The sequence below is a fragment of the Aliiglaciecola sp. NS0011-25 genome, from assembly GCF_040370605.1.
Classification (GTDB): Bacteria; Pseudomonadota; Gammaproteobacteria; order Enterobacterales; family Alteromonadaceae; genus Aliiglaciecola; species Aliiglaciecola lipolytica_A.
The window spans coordinates 90,441-109,336 of record NZ_BAABWR010000001.1 but is presented as its reverse complement, the minus strand read 5'-3'; the positions used below and the strand labels follow the sequence as shown (position 1 = coordinate 109,336).

Here is an 18,896-nt window from a genome sequence, read left to right as displayed (position 1 = left end):
GAATGTTAACAATAGCAGGACAGCGTTTTTCTTCGCGTTTATTTAGTGGCACCGGAAAATTTTCCAGTAGCCAGGTGATGTTAGATGCATTGCACGCTTCAGGAACAGAGTTAGTCACTCTGGCGATGAAACGTATTGATTTAGAACATGGCACCGACAATCTAATAGAACCCTTAACAAAGATGGGAGTGAAGTTATTACCCAATACATCGGGGGCCCGAAATGCACAAGAAGCCATTTTTGCCGCTCAACTTGCCCGTGAGATGTTACACACCCACTGGATAAAATTGGAAATTCATCCAGACCCCAAATATTTAATGCCCGATCCCATAGAAACCTTAAAAGCCGCAGAAACCTTGGTGAAACAGGGTTTTGTTGTGATGCCTTACGTACACGCAGACCCCGTGTTGTGTCAGCGTCTAGAGGAAGTTGGCTGTGCAGCGGTAATGCCACTAGCAAGTCCCATCGGTAGTAATCAAGGTTTACTAACCAAAGCATTCTTACAGATTATTATTGAACAAGCTAAGGTACCTGTGGTCATCGATGCAGGCCTAGGTAGTCCTTCAGATGCCACTGCGGCAATGGAAATGGGCGCCGATGCCGTATTAGTTAATACCGCGATTGCTTCAAGCCAACAACCTGTCACTATCGCCCAGTGTTTTCGTCACGCCGTTATCACTGGACGCAAAACTTATCATGCGGGGTTAGCACGGGTTTCGAACCAAGCCAGCCACACCAGTCCATTAACGGGGTTTTTAAATGAGCTTTGTTGATATATATAAACAATTAGATTTAACCGCCTTACAACTGGCGTTACATAGCGCCACCACCAGAGATGTTGAGCGAGCATTGCAACATCCAAGGGGAAATCTTCATGCTTTAATGGTGTTATTGTCGCCAGCAGCCACTCCCTATCTGGAACAAATGGCGCAGCAAGCCAAAGCAATTACCTTACAACGCTTTGGTCATAATATTCAGCTGTTTGCGCCCATGTATCTGTCTAACTTGTGTGCAAATGAATGCGATTACTGTGGTTTTACCCTAAGCAATAAAATCAAACGAAAAGTGTTATCTACCCAAGAGATAGCGCAAGAAATCAATATTCTTAAAGATCGCGGTTTCGATTCTCTATTGTTGGTTACAGGAGAACATGAAAGTAAAGTAGGCATAGACTATTTCGCGCAGGTATTACCTCAATGTAAACGTCAATTCAGCCATGTTTCAATAGAAGTGCAACCTTTGCAAACCGAGCAATACAAACAACTGGTTGGCCTAGGATTAGATGGCGTCTTGCTGTACCAAGAAACCTATCACCCCGTTACCTACGCAAAACATCATACTCGAGGCAAAAAGTCGGATTTTTTGTACCGTTTAGATAGTCCGGATAGAGTCGCTCAGGGGAATGTGGATAAAATAGGCTTAGGGGTGTTGTTAGGCTTAGACGACTGGCGTGTCGACGCACTACTAATGGGGCATCATCTAGCCTATCTAGAAAACCGCTATTGGCGCAGCAAATATAGTATTTCATTGCCACGGTTACGACCTTGTACGGGCGGAATTGAGGCTAAAATGCCAATATCCGACACAGGACTAGTTCAATTAGTCTGTGCATTTAGATTATTCAGTGAAACTTTAGAAATCAGCTTATCCACCCGTGAAACAAAGCAATTTCGAAATAATCTCATGCCACTGGGCATTACCCATATGAGTGCCGGTAGTTCTACTGCGCCCGGTGGTTATGGGAAACCAGCGGATCAATTAGAACAGTTTGATATCAGCGATGAACGCTCGGTAAGGGAAGTTGCCGAGACTATAAAAAACAACGGATATACCCCGGTTTATAAAGATTGGCAAGGAGACTGGATTGCGACTTAGTCAGTTAAGCGACAGGGATTCAAGCTGGCTAAGTTCATTCTCCAATTGGTAAATAAGCGGTTATTAAGGCAGGCATTGTTGCTAATGACATCCTAAACAACGCTAATAACATCCTAAACAACTATTTCAGTTGTTGTAGCACAAACTAAGTATGCAGACCATGCAGCCTTAGTTTGGAGAAACTGGCAGCTAAATGAGTGACTGGTCTTGGAATAGTATGGCTCTTATTTTAAGACTAAACACTGAAACGGATTCATCGCCGAAAAAGCGAATGTACTTGCGGAACTGATACTGGAGAAACAGAGTGCTGATATACAAACCGGTTATTAATTTTTTGAATTGTCAGTTATTTTCACTGTTTGTGTAAAAAACGGATACTTTTTTGAGGGAATCAAAATATCGTTATCGCTTTTTCAGTCTATGTCTGAAAACGCGTTTATTAATATTTGGTGGGTGAACTGTTTACGCAAATAAAAGCCTCTTGGCCGGGTTTTTATTATTGTTCCTTGGGCGCCTACTGCTTCTGTTAGCGCTTTTCCATCTGCAGCTTTGGGGCGAATTTGTAATGCCTGTCCATGTTTTGCAGTGATGTTTTCGACCTCACCTAATACAATCATATCCATTAATTCTTCCCAATCTTGCTTAAGCAAGTCTAATTGAGCGAGGCTTGGTTGCCAAAGAACTGGGGAGGCTACTCTTCGTTCTGCGGGCATTAACTCTCGACTGCCTTCGACAGGCACCCATAAAACACAATTAAGCTTATTTCTTACGTTGCTGGTTTCCCAAGTAATACCGGAAACATTTAGCAAATGCGCAAAACAAACATAGGTAGTTTCTAGGGGCATTCCCATTGAATCTATGGGTAAGGTTTTTAACTCTACCCCTAAATCCGGAAAATCTTGCTCAGGATTGGAACCAGCGTGTGCCCCCAAAAATAGTTCTAATAACTGTCCAGTCCAACCTTTATCACGTTTGAAATTGGCTGGTACTTGAACATTCGCGTACTTGGCTAACTCTCCTAAAGTCAGGCCCGCTAGTGCTTGAGCGCGAGAAACGAGTTCTTCGATTGTGTCTGGTGGGGCGGTAGCCGGTGTGATCAAGATGAACCTTACCTCAATATTATTTATTACCACTTAACATAGTTGGCGATGATATTTCTTTGCTTGACCCTTAGTTTATGGAAGAATGGCAAAATATTAAAGAAATCAATCCCCCCGGGAGTCAAAGTGATTGATGCCGAAGGATTCCGCGCGAATGTCGGTATAGTGATTTGCAATAGAATGGGGCAAGTATTTTGGGCAAAACGCTATGGACAACATTCATGGCAGTTTCCACAAGGCGGAATAGATCAAGGTGAAACTGCTGAACAGGCTATGTATCGAGAGTTAAATGAGGAAGTTGGACTAAAACCAGAAAACGTAAAAATACTCGGAGTTACCAAAAATTGGGTTAGATATAAATTACCCAAGAGGCTGATTAGACAAGGTACTAATCCAGTTTGCATCGGGCAAAAACAGAAATGGTTTTTGTTGCAATTAGAGTGCAAAGAATCAGATGTCGATGTGTTAAGTTCAGGGCATCCTGAATTTGATGATTGGCGTTGGGTTAGTTTTTGGTATCCAGTAAGAAACGTTGTTTCATTTAAACGAGATGTGTATCGACGAGTAATGAAAGAGTTTGTGTCTTTTGCGATGCCTATTTACAGCAAAAACACGCAGCCTCAACGCAACCGAAGGCGACGGAGATAGTTTTAAAAGGCCCATGATAACTAGCTTAAAACGGATAGTTCAGGAAGTCAGTAAAATCCCCGTACTGGAGGAGGCGCTGAAGCACCTGACTAGCAGCATTAAAGAAGCTATTGGCGTGGACTCTTGCTCGGTTTACCTTGCTAACTACGAAAAACAACATTTTATGCTGATGGCAACTGATGGTCTCGATTCTGCGGCTGTCGGTAAAGTGGCAATTGGCTTTTCCGAGGGCTTGATTGGTTTAATCGGTCAACGTGAAGAGCCGTTAAATATTCTTGATGCTCAGTCGCACCCGCGCTTCAAACACTATCCCGAAGTCAAAGAAGAAAAATATCACGCGTTTCTTGGAACTCCCATAATACATCAACGAAAAGTCTTGGGTGTTCTTACGTTACAACAGAAAAAGAAACGCCGTTTCAGTGAAGATGAAGAAGCCTTTTTAGTTACCCTTTCTACGCAAATTGCGTTAGAAATCGTGCATGCAGAAACCCGTGGTTTTCTGTCTTTTATGGACGACAATAATCGAGATAAATGGCAACGAAAAATATCCGGTGTGCCTGGCTCTGCCGGCTTGGGAATGGGGATTGGTTTTGTACCTCACTTTAAAGTCAGTCTGTCCAGTCATGTTGCCAAACGATCAGACAACAAAGAGCTAGAAATCGCTCGCTATCGTGAGGCGGTGAATGTTACACGTAGCCAAGTCGAGGAGCTATCTTCACGGATTGAGGGACAAGTCCCCAGTGATGTTCAGGCTATTTTCCAAATTTACAGTCACCTTTTAGACGCCAATAGTCTTGGTCATGAGGTAGAAGCACGAATTAAAGACGGCTGGGATGCTGCCAGTTCACTAAAATATATCATTGAAAATTACATTCAACAGTTTCGCAACATGAGCGATCCTTACATGCAAGAGCGAGCTGTTGATATTGAAGATCTTTCCAACCGTATATTGGCTAATATATTGGGAGGTGACAGCCCAGATCAGCGACCACTGGATGTCAATCAAAATGCGATTTTGGTTGCTGATGAAGTTACCGCGCCTATGCTTGCTGAATTTTCTACAATGAAGTTATGCGGCATTATATCTGTGCGAGGTTCTAGCAACTCTCACGCCGCTATTTTGGCTCGAGCAATGGGTTTACCTGCGGTGATGGGGTTATCTGATGCGCCACTTTCTTTACTCGATGGTAAAAAATTGTTGGTCGACGGTTACTCTGGTGAAGTCATCGTTTCGCCCTCAGAAAGTGTTCGACAAGAATTCAATATATTGGTTAACGAAGAGCAAGAACTCTCTGACCGTATTCTGGAGAAAGCTCATCTTCCCTGTGTTACTGAGGATAACTACCCTGTATCTCTGTTTATCAACGCTGGTCTTTCGGCGGAGATGGAGAACACCAATTTCACTTATGGTGAAGGAGTTGGCCTGTATCGCACCGAAGTGCCTTTTATGTTGCGAGAGCGTTTTCCGTCTGAACAAGAGCAGATGACCTTATACCGGGAAATGCTCGAATCTGCTCCAGATAAACCCATTACTATGCGTACCTTGGATGTTGGGGGAGATAAGCCTCTGCCCTATTTCCCGATCAGTGAAGAAAATCCATTTTTGGGCTGGCGTGGAGTGAGACTGACCCTTGATCATCCGGAAATTTTTCTGGTTCAGATACGCGCTATGCTGCGCGCAAATATTGGCTTGGGTAACCTGCAAATTATGTTACCAATGGTCACGTCCGTTTCAGAAGTTAACGAATCTAAACGCTTAATCAAGCAAGCTTACCATGAAGTATCAGAAGAAATTTTAGACACTGGTACTGTATTAGAGATGCCTAAAATTGGGGTGATGCTGGAAGTCCCTGCAGTTATTTATCAAATTCCACAATTGGCTAAAAAAGTCGATTTTTTCTCAGTTGGTAGCAATGATTTGACTCAGTATCTACTTGCTGTAGATCGCAATAACGCCCGTGTTTCAGGATTATACGACAGTTATCATCCAGCAGTACTGGCAGCGCTGTTGAGCATAGTAGAGCAGGCCAATGAGCATAATGTGCCTATTACTGTTTGCGGCGAATTAGCCGGCGAACCAGGTGGTATTATTTTATTGTTAGCCATGGGCTACAATAAATTCAGTATGAATAGTCACAACTTGTTGAAGATTAAATGGGTTGTTAGAAGCGTCACCGTAAAACAATCTAAAATATTATTACAAAGTGTTCTTGCTTGTGACGACCCTTTGGAAGTACGTGAACAGATTAATCAATATCTTGAGTCAATCGGGTTAGGCGGTTTAGTTCGAGCAGGTATTTAATTGTTTGAGATACCTACACTTTTTGCCGTTTATTTAGCGCTTGGTGCGGTTGTTGGTTTTCTAGCCGGTTTACTAGGAATCGGCGGCGGGCTGATTATTGTACCTGTATTGATGTATGTATTTGAACGACAGTTGGGCTTGCCCTTGTTACATGCATTGCCGATGGCCATAGCGACTTCTTTATCGACCATCATTCTAACGGGTTTATCCTCCACTCTATCCCATTTTAGGTTGCGTCATATCAACTCAAACATTGTCATCTGGTGTGCACTTGGTATCATTCTCGGCGCTTTGGCTGGTCCTCAGATAGCGGTGCGAATACCAGCCGAAAGTCTAAAACTAATCTTTGCTTTTATGGTCCTATTTATTGCCTTGCAAATGATTTTTTTAAAGCCGAAAAGTGTCAAAAGCGCAATTTCAAAGCCGATGTTAATCACTATTGGTTGTGTGACTGGGATTATTTCCGCGTTTATGGGCATTGGCGGCGGAGCAATCATGGTTCCTGCTTTGGTTTGGTTTCGAATTGATATTAAACAAGCCATTGGTTGTGCAGCTTTTTGTGGAATGGTCATTGCGATATTTGGTTCTTTTAGTTTTGTCTTGGCTGGTTGGGAAGTGCAAGATCTACCATCAGCTTCATTTGGTTATATTTATTTACCTGCGGTATTGGGCATTGTAATGACATCAATATTTACCGCTCAATTGGGGGCTAAAATTAGCCACCGTTTAAATACACAACGTTTAAAACAAATATTTGCGGCATTCTTGGTCATAGTTAGCCTGCAAATGTTTTTAGGATAATTGAAATTATGTCGCAAAGTTATTACACCCTCCCTGAAATAGATCCTGCTATTTTTAATTTGGGTTTCCTGAGTCCCAAGTGGTATGGAATGATGTATTTGGTCGGTTTTGTTGCAGCTTGGTGGTTAGCTAATCGTCGCCTTGCTCGCACAGGCTGGAGCAAAGAACAGCTTAGCGATATGTTATTTTGGGGATTTTTAGGGGTTATTATTGGTGGTCGCGTTGGCTACGTGATGTTTTATCAGTTTGCTTTGTTTATTGATAACCCTCTGTATCTGTTTAAAATTAATGAAGGTGGGATGTCGTTTCATGGCGGACTACTTGGCGTTTTAACGGCATTATGGCTCAGTGCTCGACGCTTAAAAGTGCCATTTTTAGTGGTGGGGGATTTTATCGCTCCGCTAGTCCCCATCGGCCTGGGCGCTGGGCGCATAGGCAATTTCATTAATTCTGAACTTTGGGGACGCACGACAGACGTGCCTTGGGCTATCATTTTTCCGAATGCCGGCAGTGAACCTCGTCACCCTTCGCAACTTTATGAATTTGCGCTTGAAGGGGTTTTGTTGTTTATTATTTTGTGGTTATATTCTAAAAAGCCGCGCCCAATCGGTGCTGTTAGTGGCATATTCTTATTAGGTTACGGTTGTTTCAGATTCTTTGTGGAGTTTTTCCGTCAATGGGATGGCCATTTAGACTTATATTTAGGTTTCCTCAGCCGTGGTCAAATGTTGTCATTGCCGATGATAATTGCCGGCGTATTAATGATTGTTTGGGCTTACAAACAAAACAAAATATACCAACCTCAAAGCACTAATCAAAAGAAAGGTAAGAAAGTTTAAATGCAGCAATATTTATCATTAATGCGCCATGTTTTAGAAAATGGCAGCAAAAAAGAAGATCGTACCGGTACTGGCACATTAAGTATCTTCGGCCATCAAATGCGCTTTAATCTGGCCGAAGGTTTTCCATTAATCACCACAAAAAAATGTCATATGCGCTCGATAATCCACGAATTATTGTGGTTTATAAAAGGTGAAACCAATATCGCCTATCTCAAGGATAACGGTGTTAGCATCTGGGATGAATGGGCCACGGATGAAGGTGAGCTTGGCCCAGTATATGGGAAACAATGGCGCAGTTGGCAAGGCACAGATGGCAAAGTAGTTGATCAACTTAGCGACTTGCTTGAACAAATAAAAAGTAATCCTGATTCTCGGCGATTATTGTTAAGTGCTTGGAACCCAACGGTATTGCCAGATAGCAAATTATCTCCTAAAGAGAACGCCAAACAAGGTAAACAGGCGCTTCCGCCATGCCATACTATGTTCCAGTTTTACGTCATTGATAACAAGTTGTCCTGTCAGCTTTATCAACGCAGCGGTGATATTTTTCTGGGCGTTCCTTTTAATATTGCTAGTTATGCTTTATTAACCATGATGGTTGCACAGGTGTGCGATTTAGAATTAGGTGATTTCATCCATACTTTTGGCGATGCTCACCTTTATACTAATCATCTGCAACAAGCTGAATTACAGTTAAGTAGAGAGCCTTTGCCATTGCCGAAAATGAAGCTGAATCCAAACATCAAAAGTTTGTTCGATTTTACGATTGATGATTTTGAGTTAGTCGACTATCAATGTTATCCACATATCAAAGCACCGGTCGCCATCTAATGAGTTTTTTGCGTGTCTACTAAAATACTCATTTGTGACGACTCTGGTTTCGCTCGCAAGCAAATGGCGCGCGCTTTACCGCGCGGTTGGGATGTCAGTATCAGTTTTGCCGAAAACGGCGAGCAAGCGATTAAGATGATCAAAGCGGGTAAAGCTGATTTGGTCTTCTTAGATCTAAATATGCCGGTTATGGACGGTTATCAGACCATGCAGGTGATTAAAGAGCAGGACTTACCCTCTTTAGTGATTGTGGTGTCAGGTGATGTTCAACAACAAGCGCGCTCTCGAATGCAACAAATGGGAGCGTTGGATTTCATTAGAAAGCCGGTAGATAGTCAAAAGCTGGCTGCGATTTTAACCCAATACGGTATTTATTCAGGAAGTGATTTACGCCCAGATACTACCAGTAACCAAGGCACCACCCCAAGTGCTCCAACACGCCTATTGAAAACACAGCAATTTTCTGTAGCGGAAAAACTGGACGTTTATCGTGAAATGGCCAATGTTGCTATGGGACAAGCCGGTGAAAAGTTAGCACAGTTGCTGAATATATTTATCGATTTACCCATACCCAATGTCAATTTGATTGAAACCACAGAATTGCACATGGCAATGGCTGAAATTAACAATAATGACAGTGTGTCGGCCATTTCTCAGGGGTTCATTAGTGCCGGCATCAATGGCGAAGCTATACTGATTTTTAATGATGGTAATTTTGCAAATATGGTGGATTTGCTAAATTACAAGAAAGCTAAGCTTGATGAATCCATGGAATTAGAAGCATTGATGGATGTCGCCAATATTGTGGTAAGTGCATGTTTGAGGGCTTTATCAGACCAGTTGAATGTGACTTTTACCCATAATCATCCCATAGTGTTAGGACAACATTGTGGTTTGGATGAGCTGTTACAAAATAATGTGTCTAGATGGAATAGGGTGCTTGCTATAGAAATTGCATATGCCATTAAAGCTAAATCTATTCACTTTGATTTACTCTTACTGTTTCCAGATAAATCAATCGACCTAATGTTTGAAAAACTGGTAGAAGGTAACTAATAACTAATGAGTGATGACTTCTCTGACATAAATGCACTTCATTGGCAGTTTGATTTGCTTGGCTCAATTGAAGTGGGAATCACCGTACTTGACCGTGACTTTAATGTGCTGGTGTGGAATCAGTTCATGGAAAATAACAGCGGTATTTTACCTAGTCAAATCAAGTACAAAAACCTTTTTGAATTTTTTCCTGAAATAGATAAAGAATGGTTCTTAGTCAAAACAGAGCCGGTACTGAGGCTCAAGAGTTCAGCATTTATTATTTGGGAACAACGACCATTCTTGTTTAAATTTGAAACCAGTCGCCCAATTACCTCTGCTTCAGACTTCATGTATCAAAATGTCACCATATTTCCACTGACCTCGTTAGAAGGAAGGGTAGAGCAGATTTGTATCGTTGTTTACGATGTAACTGATGAAGCATTAAACAAAAAAGGCATCGAATCTCTTAATCAGCAATTAGAACAGATTAGCCGTGTTGACGGATTGACAGGCGTATTTAATCGGCGCTATTGGGAAGAACAGTTTTCACTGGAGCACAAGCGGATTGTACGTAATGGCTCCCCGGCATCAGTACTGATGTTAGACATCGATCACTTTAAAAAAGTCAACGATACCTATGGTCACCCGGCAGGTGATTATATTATAAAAACCTTGGCTAAGGTTGTGCAACAATCCATCCGAGAAACTGATCTTGCTGGGCGTTATGGAGGAGAGGAGTTTGCGGTGCTACTACCAGAAACCAATGCCGAAAATTCTATGATTGTTGCCGAGCGGATCCGCACTAGTTGCGAAAACTTATTGCCGGTTTACGAGGGCAATGAAATTCCCTTTAGTGTGAGTATTGGCATCGCTGAATTCCGAGTTACTTATCAAGATCATATGGCTTGGTTAGAAAAAGCCGACCAAGCTTTATACACATCTAAAAAAGAGGGACGGAATCGGGTTAGTAAATATTAACCAACTGACAGCGTTCCTAGTTTGATAAGATTTAAGATGTTGGTTCTGCCAATGTGGCGAATTGACATCAGCGCAGGTCACGTTTTTCCAACGCATATATATGATCCTTTATCATCCATAATATGACCAAGCTTGGCAGAACCATTACTGCTGTTAGTATGAAAAAGAAAGCCCAATTTCCATCCATCCAATCAACTAAGAAGCCACTGGCAGATGCCATTAGGGTTCGACTTAAGGTGCCCAAAGACGCCATAAGCGCATATTGAGAAGCAGAAAACGCTTGGTTACAAAGAAGGGAAATAAATGCAACCAGTGCCACTGAACTCCAAGCTGCAGTAAAGCCGTCTACAAAAATAGTGGCTGCAAATAAGGCTTTATCGGGCCCGACAACTGACATAAGTGCAAACATCAGATTACTTGCTGCCATGGCTATTCCACCTGTCATTAACCCTCTATAGATACCATATCGAACATTGACCATTCCGCCTAAAACAGCAAATACAATTGTTACCCACCAATTAAGTATTTTGGAATAACTGCCAATGTCGCTATTGGTAAAGCCCAGTTCTTTATAAAAAACAATACTCATGCGACCTAAAAAAGCTTCGCCGATTTTGAATAAAAAGATAAAGGCTAAAATAGACAGCGCTAGTTTTACGGTATTGCGGCTGAAAAAATCTCGAAAAGGTTCAATTAAAGTCACCATTAACCAATTTGTCACCCGTTGAGAGCGATTTAACTGCAGATCGCCGACCATGGCTTTGGCATATCGTGCACTCGCAGCGACTTGCTGTTCTAAGCGGCTAGTGACAGGCTCATCACTAAAGAAAACCAACAGCATTAGTCCAGCCATGATTGCCGCTAAAACAAAATAGATATCCGACCATTGCCAACCTGCCATATCGGCAATGAAAAAGGGAATTGAGCCTAAGCCCCCATAGCCTGTCCACCAACCCGCGGTCGCCATAGAGGATGCGGCGGCGAGCTTGTCTTTTTCATAGGGTTTAATAATATCGATTCGATAAGCATCAATGGCAATGTCTTGGGTTGCAGAAAATATCGCAATTGAAAATCCCACTAAACCAATCACTAACAGGTTTTCCTCTGCCGGAACCACAGCCATACCGACGCAGGCAATGATAATCATTAATTGTGTTGTCACAATCCAGCCTCGGCGTTGACCAAGTACCGGTGGTTGGACTCTATCCAGTAACGGAGACCATAGGAAGTTGATTGAATAAGCAATTGTTATTGAACCAATTAAACCTATTGACGAGCGGCTAAGACCGCTTTCTTGCAGCCAAGCCGATAGCGCAGAACCGATCATCACCCAAGGGAAACCGCTGGCGATACCGAATAAAAAGACAAAAAGAAGACGCTTATCTTTATAACAAAGAAGTGTATTTTTTAATGTTTCAGACACAAATTTTCAATAGCTTAGGAAAAGAGCTATTGGATCACGTATAACTTAACAGTTCAATATCTAATTCAATTTTGCAGCACAAAGGGCGGTTGTTGAGGGTTACGGTCGGATACCGATGCAATCTAAGGGGTATTGCCCTTCACCTTCTAAATAGTTTAAGCAGGTTTCAAGTTCTGAACGAAGATATTGATCATGTAACAATTTTTGTTCTGGCCAATAATTTAGCTGATGTAGCAAGTGCCAGAAAACACGCTCTTTTTGCGAGTAGGGTTCATCCACTCTTTTTTTAACATGCGCCCACTCTTCAAGAGTGTCCCAAAAATATAGGTCTAACTCTATGTAGGGGATTTTGTAAGACCAATATCCCCGAACAAAAAAAGCTAGTTGACCAGCTTTATTATTTATAAAGTTTTCAATATTCACGGCTATTTTGAGTGACTCCGTTTGGTAGAATACTATGAAGTATAGACCGCAAACTTAACGAATGTTCCCTAGGATTGGAATAAAATTTTCATCCAATTGATATATTGAGAAATTAACTACGCAAAAAAAACGGCTAAGGGTAAATTTGTGGGCAAGGTGGAGCTTGGCTTTTTTACCAACCCATATGGGTCAACCAACCATAAATTTCTTTGCCTAAGCGGGCAAACTGTTGGTTGTCCATAGTTTGACCTATTAACTCTCTTTGCCGATACATCATTTTCAACGATTTTATCGATTGTATTTTCCGTTGACTCACTGTCGCTTTTGCCCAAGAGGTATCCCACGCTGAATAAACATCAAGGTAAGGCATTTGCGTTTCAGCTACCCATTTAGGGAGTTGTTGATTGTAACTACGGTCTGGCCATTGCGGACTAATTGACACCATGCCGTCAGGTTGATCTAATTTATTTTCAGCATATATTTTGGTTAGCCATGCGGCACTTGTTCCTTGCGCAATGACTAGGAAAAAACCATTATATTGACGTGTTTTACCTGTAACTGCCTGCATCTGTTGAATAATCTGCTGTTCATGTAGTTCAAATGCGGGCTGTTCAATTTGACTTGTTGCCGCTTTTGTTAAGGTCTCTTGCACGGCGCTAGAAGTGGGTGTATCTGGAGTTTGGCTGCTAGTGTCAGCGGCTTGATTATTAGTTGTTGTCTCATCAAGGGCAGGCCAAAAACCACTGATTGGCGCAGGCATTATCATCGTCACCCAGCCAACATTATTGAGCGACGTAGACAGTTGAGATAATCCATGTTCACTAAATGGGTTTCTGCCTGACTCACTGATCAAAACAGCGACGCCACGGGTTATCGCCGTATTTGATTCCGATATAACAAGTGGAATTTGTTTTTCACCTACCAAAAGGACATCATATTGATCGTCAAATTGACTGTGTTGAATGTCATTCAGAGCCGCTTCAGGTGATTGCATGCCATGCGCAGCAAAGCCGATCATTAATATGATCAGGCCGAGTATTTTGCCTAACGATGACTTACCCACAATTGCTCACAATTCATTTAACGCTAATTATTATCTATATCGGTAGCAACGCTTTGAGACTTGAATGAAAACGGCACTGGGCATTCAAATGCCATGGGCTCATCCGTTAATGGATGGTTTAATTTGAGAGATTTGGCGTGCAGTTGCAAACGATTCGCCCCTTGCAGGGCTTGCTCATGGGCGTAAAGTCGATCGCCTAATATTGGATGACCGATACTAAGCATATGTACCCTTAGTTGATGAGATCGTCCAGTAATAGGAGTGAGTTCAACTAATGATTCATCATTATCACAGGCTAATCGTTTCCAATGGGTCAACGCTTTTTTGCCGCGTTCGTGATCAACCATTTGTTTTGGCCGATTAGGCCAGTCACAAATCAGTGGTAAATCAATGCTACCTTGTTCTTCACTTAACTTACCAAATACCCTGGCAATATAAGATTTAGCCGTTTGCCGTAACTCAAATGCTTTGGATATTTTACGGTGGCTATCCATATCCAATGCCAATACGATAAGTCCCGATGTTGCCATGTCCAAGCGATGCACAATAGTTGCTGTTGGAAAGGATCGCTGGACTCTGAGCTGCAAACTATCTTTATGTTCAGGAGCTTTTCCAGGCACAGTTAATAGTCCACTGGGCTTATTTAGCACCAGCATGCTCTCATCTTGATAAACGATATCGAAATAGGGATATCGGCTGGGGGCATAATTTAAAATTGCCATTTACGCTGCTTTTCCAGTGTGGTTATAGTTCTTCATTAATGATTATTAACCACTAACCTAACCGCTTCTAAATGTACTTCAGCATTTCTTAAAGCATTATTTAAAGCGTCCAATTGATTGCGGATAAAATCTAATTCTTCTTCTCGAATAGATTTATTTACTTTGCTTAAACTTTGCAAACGCTGGAGTTCTTCGTGCAAGTTACTTTGCATACTATCTATGCATTGCTGTTTAATCTTGTCGGCGTCTTCCCCTGCAATGTCGGTGGCTTGTTGGATAGCTCTTTCAATTTGTGATTGCAGTGCATTCACTAACTGAGCTGACATCTTTTGATTCACACTATCGAGCATATGAAATACTTTATCGGTTTGCTGACCTTTTGGATCTACGGTTACTTTAATCGGAGTGGCGGGCATATAACGATTAACTTGCAAATGCTTTTCAGCTTTGGTCGAGAGCACGAACAAACACTCTAACCAATAATAGCCAGGTGGAAGTGATTTATCCCTATTCATTGCAATTGCACTTTTACCTTGCACATCAGTAGTGATGGTGTCCATTGCATGTTGCACCATGGGGTGATCCCAACTGAAAAAATGAACGTGTTCTAGCTTCGTCGCTGTTTGCCGTTCATAAGTGATAGTCATGCCTTCTTCTTCTAACCCTGGAAGTTGTGTATGCATCGACTCCGTTTGTTTTAACAAATAACAGTCGTCATCCTTTTCTTCTTGCAATACTCCAATGGTATCAAATAACTGGGTCATGAAACGTTCAAGTTTGGGTGAGTTATCGGAGTCTTCAATACCCTGAATAAGTTGCTGAATTTTCCCTTTACCGGATGAGTTAATCTCTAATAATTTGTCTCTGCCTTGCTCTAATTTACTTTTTAGCTGGGCATAAATGGTTTGCGTGTCTTCGATGAGTTTGCGCTTTGCCAACTCATCATGGGGGTTTTGCAACGAAGTGAGTAGCATCTCTTCAACTTCTTCGTAAACGCTGGTGCCTGCAGGACAGGTTAATTCGAAGGCATTGAGTCCATCATGATACCACTCAAGCATAACCTGCTGGGCCGAGTTTACAAAAAACGGTACATGCAATTTAACGTCATGTTTTTGTCCAATACGATCCAGTCTGCCTATGCGTTGTTCTAATAAATCTGGAACTTGTGGTAAATCAAATAACACCAAATGATGAGCGAATTGGAAATTTCGACCTTCACTGCCAATCTCACTGCAAATAAGTACCTGTGCGCCTTCTTCCGATTGAGCAAAGTAATTGGCTGTGCGATCTCGCTCTACAATACTTAACCCTTCATGGAAAACTCCGGCTCTGATCCCTGATTTTCGGCGAATTGCTTCGGCTAACATTAAGGCAGTAGATGCTTTGGCACAAATTGTTAGCACTTTTTCACCGCGCAGTCGCTGTAGATGGTCGATAAACCAATCTATTCTAGGATCGAAATCTGTCCAACTATCGACTAATTCTGGAATGCGTTCTGGCGAGAGCAAGCGACTTGAATCTAGCTCTACTTCAAGATATTGTTCATACTCTTCAGGCATCTGCAGCGGGTAGGAAAGCAACTCTCGGGCTGGAAAACCTGTGACACCAGAACGGCTGTTTCGGAAAAGCACTCGGCCCGTACCGTGCCTATCTAATAGTTGATGAATGAACTTATCTCTGCTTGCTGCATCAGCAATTTCAAGATTCGACACGAGATCTTCACCTGCAAATTCTTGGATTGCCTGAATCGCGCTTTCGTCCAAGGCTATTTCTTGATTGTCTCTAGCTAGCAAGGGTTCAATGGCTTTAGCAAGTTTGCTGTATTGTTGTTCTTCATGCACAAATTCTTGGTAACTATGGAATCGCGCAGGATCTAATATGCGTAAACGGGCAAAATGACTTTCATGACCTAACTGGTCTGGAGTGGCGGTTAATAACAGAACGCCTTTAGTCACTCGTGCCAGTTGTTCTACTACTTCATATTCTTGGGAAGGTTGCCCTTGTGACCAAGTTAAATGGTGGGCTTCATCCACTACCATTAGGTCCCAAGGTGCTTCACAGGCTTGTTGGAAATAGCGACTGTTGTGGGTAAGGAAGTCGAGACTACAAAGAATTAACTGTTCCGCTTCAAATGGGTTACCTGCTTCTTCGGCCATGGCTTGACAGCGCTCTTCATCAAAGATGGAAAAAGCTAAGTTAACCCGTCTTAACATTTCCACTAACCATTGGTGAACCAGGCTATTTGGCACTACGATCAATATTCTTTGCGCCCGTCCAGTTAACAATTGTTGATGAATAATCAGCGCCGCTTCAATGGTTTTCCCTAAACCTACTTCGTCCGCTAATAACACTCGTGGGGCATGTCGGCGACCAACTTCTGAGGCAATGTGTAATTGATGGGGGATAATGTCGACTCGAGCGCCCAAAAAGCCTAACAAATCAGAGGTATCATGCTGATATTGGTGAGTGATGCATTTTTCTCGCATTTCGAACCATTTGGGCTCATCTACCTGACCAGCTAATAGACGTTTTTGCGGTTGGTTCAATTGAAAATGGTGGTCTACAAACGTTTCTTTTAGATCAACATCTTCGCCAGTGTCTAAACGCTTGCCGTGGTAGGTAAGCATATTTTCTCGTTGGCTGATTTTTTCTACTATGAATTGCCAATTAGCATGACTCGTTACTTTATCACCAACCTCAAATGTTACTCTGGTTAAAGGCGCTGAAGCTGGGGCATATGTGCGTGTTTCGCCTATCGCAGGGAAGAGTATTTCAACGGTTCTATTGTTTACGGCAATGATAGTGCCTAGGCCAAGTTCTGACTCAGTATTGCTAAGCCAACGTTGCCCTAAAGCAAAGTTGTTTGTTTGTATCATAGTAGAAAATCTCTTGGGCTGTACAGGCTAAATTTTAGCTTGCCTTTGAGCCAATTAAGGGCTTTCGCCAAATCATAAAGAGCGCGATTATAACGTTTATAACGGACTTTTGCAGTGTGTTATCTGTCTACCTCAAGTAAATAGCTTAACAACTCAATAAGGGGAGTAAAAACACACAGTGTAGGAACTCGTAAGGTGCGCATTAGGCTGTTGAAATTATCGATTGAATATCTGCCGTATCTTGACAAGATATTGATGTATAAGCTGTTTTTTAGAGATCTAAAAGTCTTTTGTAAAAGTTAATGAAAGTGGCGAAAAAGTGGTTTATGGTAATGATGAATTTAGTTAAAACCATGCGCCTATTTTTTCTATGCGGGCAGTTAAACGGAGTAGCGGATGCCAGAAAAAGCTGAAATGAATATCAAACTTTATGTGCTCGACACCAATATCCTCTTACATGAACCCCTCGCTTTTCTCTCTTTCAAAGAACATGACGTTGTCGTACCTATGACGGTTCTAGAAGAACTGGATTATATTAAAGATAGTAAAAAAGATGTTGCGCGGGATGCTAGAGTCTCTATTCGCGCAATGGAAGATCTGCTGCACGAGGCGACACCTGAACAAATGATTGAAGGGGTTGCCATGTCGGGGCTGGGCTCAGGGGAGTCAGCGCCTACAGGTCTATTATCTATCTTTGCTGACCATGGGTTACCTTTTGAGCAGCAGGTCTTTACCAGTAACGATAACGACAATCGAATTATTAATGCTGCTCTACATTTGCAAAAGATTAAACTGCCTAGACAAGTAGTCTTGGTAACCAAAGATATCAACATGCGTTTAAAAGCTAAGGGTGCTGGATTAGCCCATGTTGAGGACTATCGAACAGACCAATTGATCAGTGATATCAAGTATTTATCCAAGGGGTACCACACCTTCAATGGCGATTTTTGGCAATGCGTAAAAACCGTTGACAGCCGAACTGAAGGCCGAGATACGATTCATACTATTGATAAAAAAGCGTTGCCTGAAGCCTATATCAACGAGTTTTTGATTGATGATGAAGAGCAATTTGCCGGCTTAGTGGAAAACATAACCGAGGATACACTTGAGGTACTCGATTTAGGCTACGATCGTCTTATGGGACGCAATGCGTGGGGAATATCACCGAAAAATATCGGCCAAGCTATGGCATTCCATGCGCTACTTGACCCACATATTGATTTGGTTATTCTCACCGGACCTGCCGGCAGTGGTAAAACCTTACTCGCACTTGCTGCAGCGTTGGAAATGGTTATCGAAAAAAATATGTACGATAAAATTATCGTGACACGTAGCACACCAGAAATTGCTGAATCCATCGGCTTTTTGCCCGGAACCGAAGAGGAAAAGATGGCGCCTTGGTTAGCAGCTATTACCGACTCTTTGGAAGTTTTGCATAAAAATGATGAGAACGTAAAAGGCTCGATGAGTTACATCATGGAAAAAGCCAATATACAATTCAAATCAGTAAACTTTATGCGTGGTCGTAGTATTCAAAATGCCATTGTAATTTTAGATGAGTCACAAAATTTAACCGCTTCTCAGCTCAAAACCATCATAACTCGATGTGGTGAAGGGACTAAGCTCATTTGTGGCGGGAACTTGGCACAAATCGATAGTAATTACCTAAGCGCGGTGACTTCTGGATTAACGTATTTAGTTGAGAAATTTAAAGATTTCTCAGGTAGCGCTACTATCAACTTAGACGGCGTAGTGCGTAGCCGTTTGGCTGAATTTGCGGAAGAAAATTTATAAAACCAGTTTACTCAAATAGTCACTAGATTAATTAAAAAGAGATTTTTTCACATCTCTTTTTTATTCGTTTTTATTTATCACGTTTACCTGCAACTTAAAGAGCCAAGTAAATCTCGTATTGGTATAGATTATTGGGTTTCAATAATAAGCCGAATGTGTGCTTGAGTGGTTTCTAACTGA

The 18,896-nt window shown here is 42.0% G+C and carries 16 protein-coding genes; 10 read left to right on the top strand and 6 right to left on the bottom strand.

Features of this window, described 5'->3' with window-relative positions:
• Positions 1-2 precede the first annotated feature (2 nt).
• Positions 3-773: a thiazole synthase gene (locus ABWV72_RS00515; RefSeq protein WP_353368316.1), complete on the top strand. Its 771-nt coding sequence runs from the start codon at positions 3-5 to the stop codon at positions 771-773.
• A complete protein-coding gene (gene thiH / locus ABWV72_RS00510) occupies positions 760-1,875 on the top strand; it encodes a 2-iminoacetate synthase ThiH (RefSeq protein WP_353368315.1) in 1,116 nt (371 codons plus the stop codon). Before ABWV72_RS00515 ends, thiH begins: the two co-directional genes overlap by 14 nt.
• Positions 1,876-2,288: 413 nt before the next feature.
• Here thiH and mutH read toward each other — a convergent pair whose 3' ends face one another.
• Positions 2,289-2,972, bottom strand: a complete 684-nt coding sequence (mutH, locus tag ABWV72_RS00505) for a DNA mismatch repair endonuclease MutH (protein WP_342808319.1) — start codon at positions 2,970-2,972, stop codon at positions 2,289-2,291.
• A 129-nt stretch (positions 2,973-3,101) separates the two neighbouring features.
• Between mutH and rppH the strand changes: the two genes are divergently transcribed.
• From rppH to ABWV72_RS00470, 7 genes are read left to right on the top strand one after another with little or no spacing between them, the layout of a single operon-like run.
• Positions 3,102-3,623 carry an RNA pyrophosphohydrolase gene (gene rppH / locus ABWV72_RS00500; protein ID WP_216049032.1) on the top strand — a complete coding sequence of 174 codons (522 nt, stop codon included), beginning with the start codon at positions 3,102-3,104 and terminating at the stop codon, positions 3,621-3,623.
• A gap of 13 nt (positions 3,624-3,636) precedes the next feature.
• Positions 3,637-5,925, top strand: a complete 2,289-nt coding sequence (ptsP, locus tag ABWV72_RS00495; RefSeq protein WP_216049031.1) for a phosphoenolpyruvate--protein phosphotransferase — start codon at positions 3,637-3,639, stop codon at positions 5,923-5,925.
• Entirely contained in the window at positions 5,926-6,726 is an 801-nt protein-coding gene (locus tag ABWV72_RS00490; protein ID WP_216049030.1) for a sulfite exporter TauE/SafE family protein, read from the top strand.
• A gap of 8 nt (positions 6,727-6,734) precedes the next feature.
• Entirely contained in the window at positions 6,735-7,565 is an 831-nt protein-coding gene (gene lgt / locus ABWV72_RS00485; protein WP_216049029.1) for a prolipoprotein diacylglyceryl transferase, read from the top strand.
• Positions 7,566-8,399: a thymidylate synthase gene (locus ABWV72_RS00480; protein WP_353368314.1), complete on the top strand. Its 834-nt coding sequence runs from the start codon at positions 7,566-7,568 to the stop codon at positions 8,397-8,399.
• Positions 8,400-8,411: 12 nt separating this feature from the next.
• Entirely contained in the window at positions 8,412-9,455 is a 1,044-nt protein-coding gene (locus ABWV72_RS00475) for a response regulator (RefSeq protein WP_353368313.1), read from the top strand.
• 6 nt (positions 9,456-9,461) lie between these two features.
• Positions 9,462-10,415: a sensor domain-containing diguanylate cyclase gene (locus ABWV72_RS00470; protein ID WP_216049026.1), complete on the top strand. Its 954-nt coding sequence runs from the start codon at positions 9,462-9,464 to the stop codon at positions 10,413-10,415.
• A gap of 67 nt (positions 10,416-10,482) precedes the next feature.
• Here ABWV72_RS00470 and ABWV72_RS00465 read toward each other — a convergent pair whose 3' ends face one another.
• The 5 genes from ABWV72_RS00465 to rapA all read right to left on the bottom strand — a co-directional run bounded on the left by ABWV72_RS00465 (position 10,483) and on the right by rapA (position 16,922).
• Entirely contained in the window at positions 10,483-11,838 is a 1,356-nt protein-coding gene (locus ABWV72_RS00465; RefSeq protein ID WP_216049025.1) for an AmpG family muropeptide MFS transporter, read from the bottom strand.
• Between the two features lie 99 nt (positions 11,839-11,937).
• The gene (locus tag ABWV72_RS00460; RefSeq protein WP_216049024.1) at positions 11,938-12,261 is read right to left on the bottom strand and encodes a hypothetical protein; all 324 of its coding nucleotides are present in this window, start codon (positions 12,259-12,261) and stop codon (positions 11,938-11,940) included.
• Between the two features lie 172 nt (positions 12,262-12,433).
• Positions 12,434-13,324, bottom strand: a complete 891-nt coding sequence (locus ABWV72_RS00455) for a DUF3530 family protein (protein ID WP_353368312.1) — start codon at positions 13,322-13,324, stop codon at positions 12,434-12,436.
• 23 nt (positions 13,325-13,347) lie between these two features.
• Positions 13,348-14,046, bottom strand: coding sequence for an RluA family pseudouridine synthase (locus tag ABWV72_RS00450; protein WP_353368311.1), 699 nt, complete (start codon positions 14,044-14,046; stop codon positions 13,348-13,350).
• 35 nt (positions 14,047-14,081) lie between these two features.
• Complete coding sequence (gene rapA, locus ABWV72_RS00445) at positions 14,082-16,922, bottom strand: RNA polymerase-associated protein RapA (RefSeq protein ID WP_353368310.1); 2,841 nt, start codon at positions 16,920-16,922, stop codon at positions 14,082-14,084.
• Between the two features lie 396 nt (positions 16,923-17,318).
• On the opposite strand from rapA, the gene ABWV72_RS00440 reads away from it, so the two are divergent.
• On the top strand, positions 17,319-18,716 hold the full coding sequence (locus ABWV72_RS00440) for a PhoH family protein (protein WP_353368309.1): 1,398 nt from the start codon (positions 17,319-17,321) through the stop codon (positions 18,714-18,716).
• Positions 18,717-18,896: the final 180 nt, after the last annotated feature.

Excerpts from the sequence above, each read along its gene's own strand:
- ptsP (WP_216049031.1), top strand. The coding sequence starts at position 3,637 with ATGATAACTAGCTTAAAACGGATAGTTCAGGAAGTCAGTAAAATCCCC.
- thiH (WP_353368315.1), top strand. The coding sequence starts at position 760 with ATGAGCTTTGTTGATATATATAAACAATTAGATTTAACCGCCTTACAA.
- ABWV72_RS00440 (WP_353368309.1), top strand. The coding sequence starts at position 17,319 with ATGCCAGAAAAAGCTGAAATGAATATCAAACTTTATGTGCTCGACACC.
- ABWV72_RS00450 (WP_353368311.1), bottom strand. The coding sequence starts at position 14,046 with ATGGCAATTTTAAATTATGCCCCCAGCCGATATCCCTATTTCGATATC.
- lgt (WP_216049029.1), top strand. The coding sequence starts at position 6,735 with ATGTCGCAAAGTTATTACACCCTCCCTGAAATAGATCCTGCTATTTTT.
- ABWV72_RS00515 (WP_353368316.1), top strand. The coding sequence starts at position 3 with ATGTTAACAATAGCAGGACAGCGTTTTTCTTCGCGTTTATTTAGTGGC.
- ABWV72_RS00470 (WP_216049026.1), top strand. The coding sequence starts at position 9,462 with ATGAGTGATGACTTCTCTGACATAAATGCACTTCATTGGCAGTTTGAT.
- ABWV72_RS00480 (WP_353368314.1), top strand. The coding sequence starts at position 7,566 with ATGCAGCAATATTTATCATTAATGCGCCATGTTTTAGAAAATGGCAGC.
- rapA (WP_353368310.1), bottom strand. The coding sequence starts at position 16,922 with ATGATACAAACAAACAACTTTGCTTTAGGGCAACGTTGGCTTAGCAAT.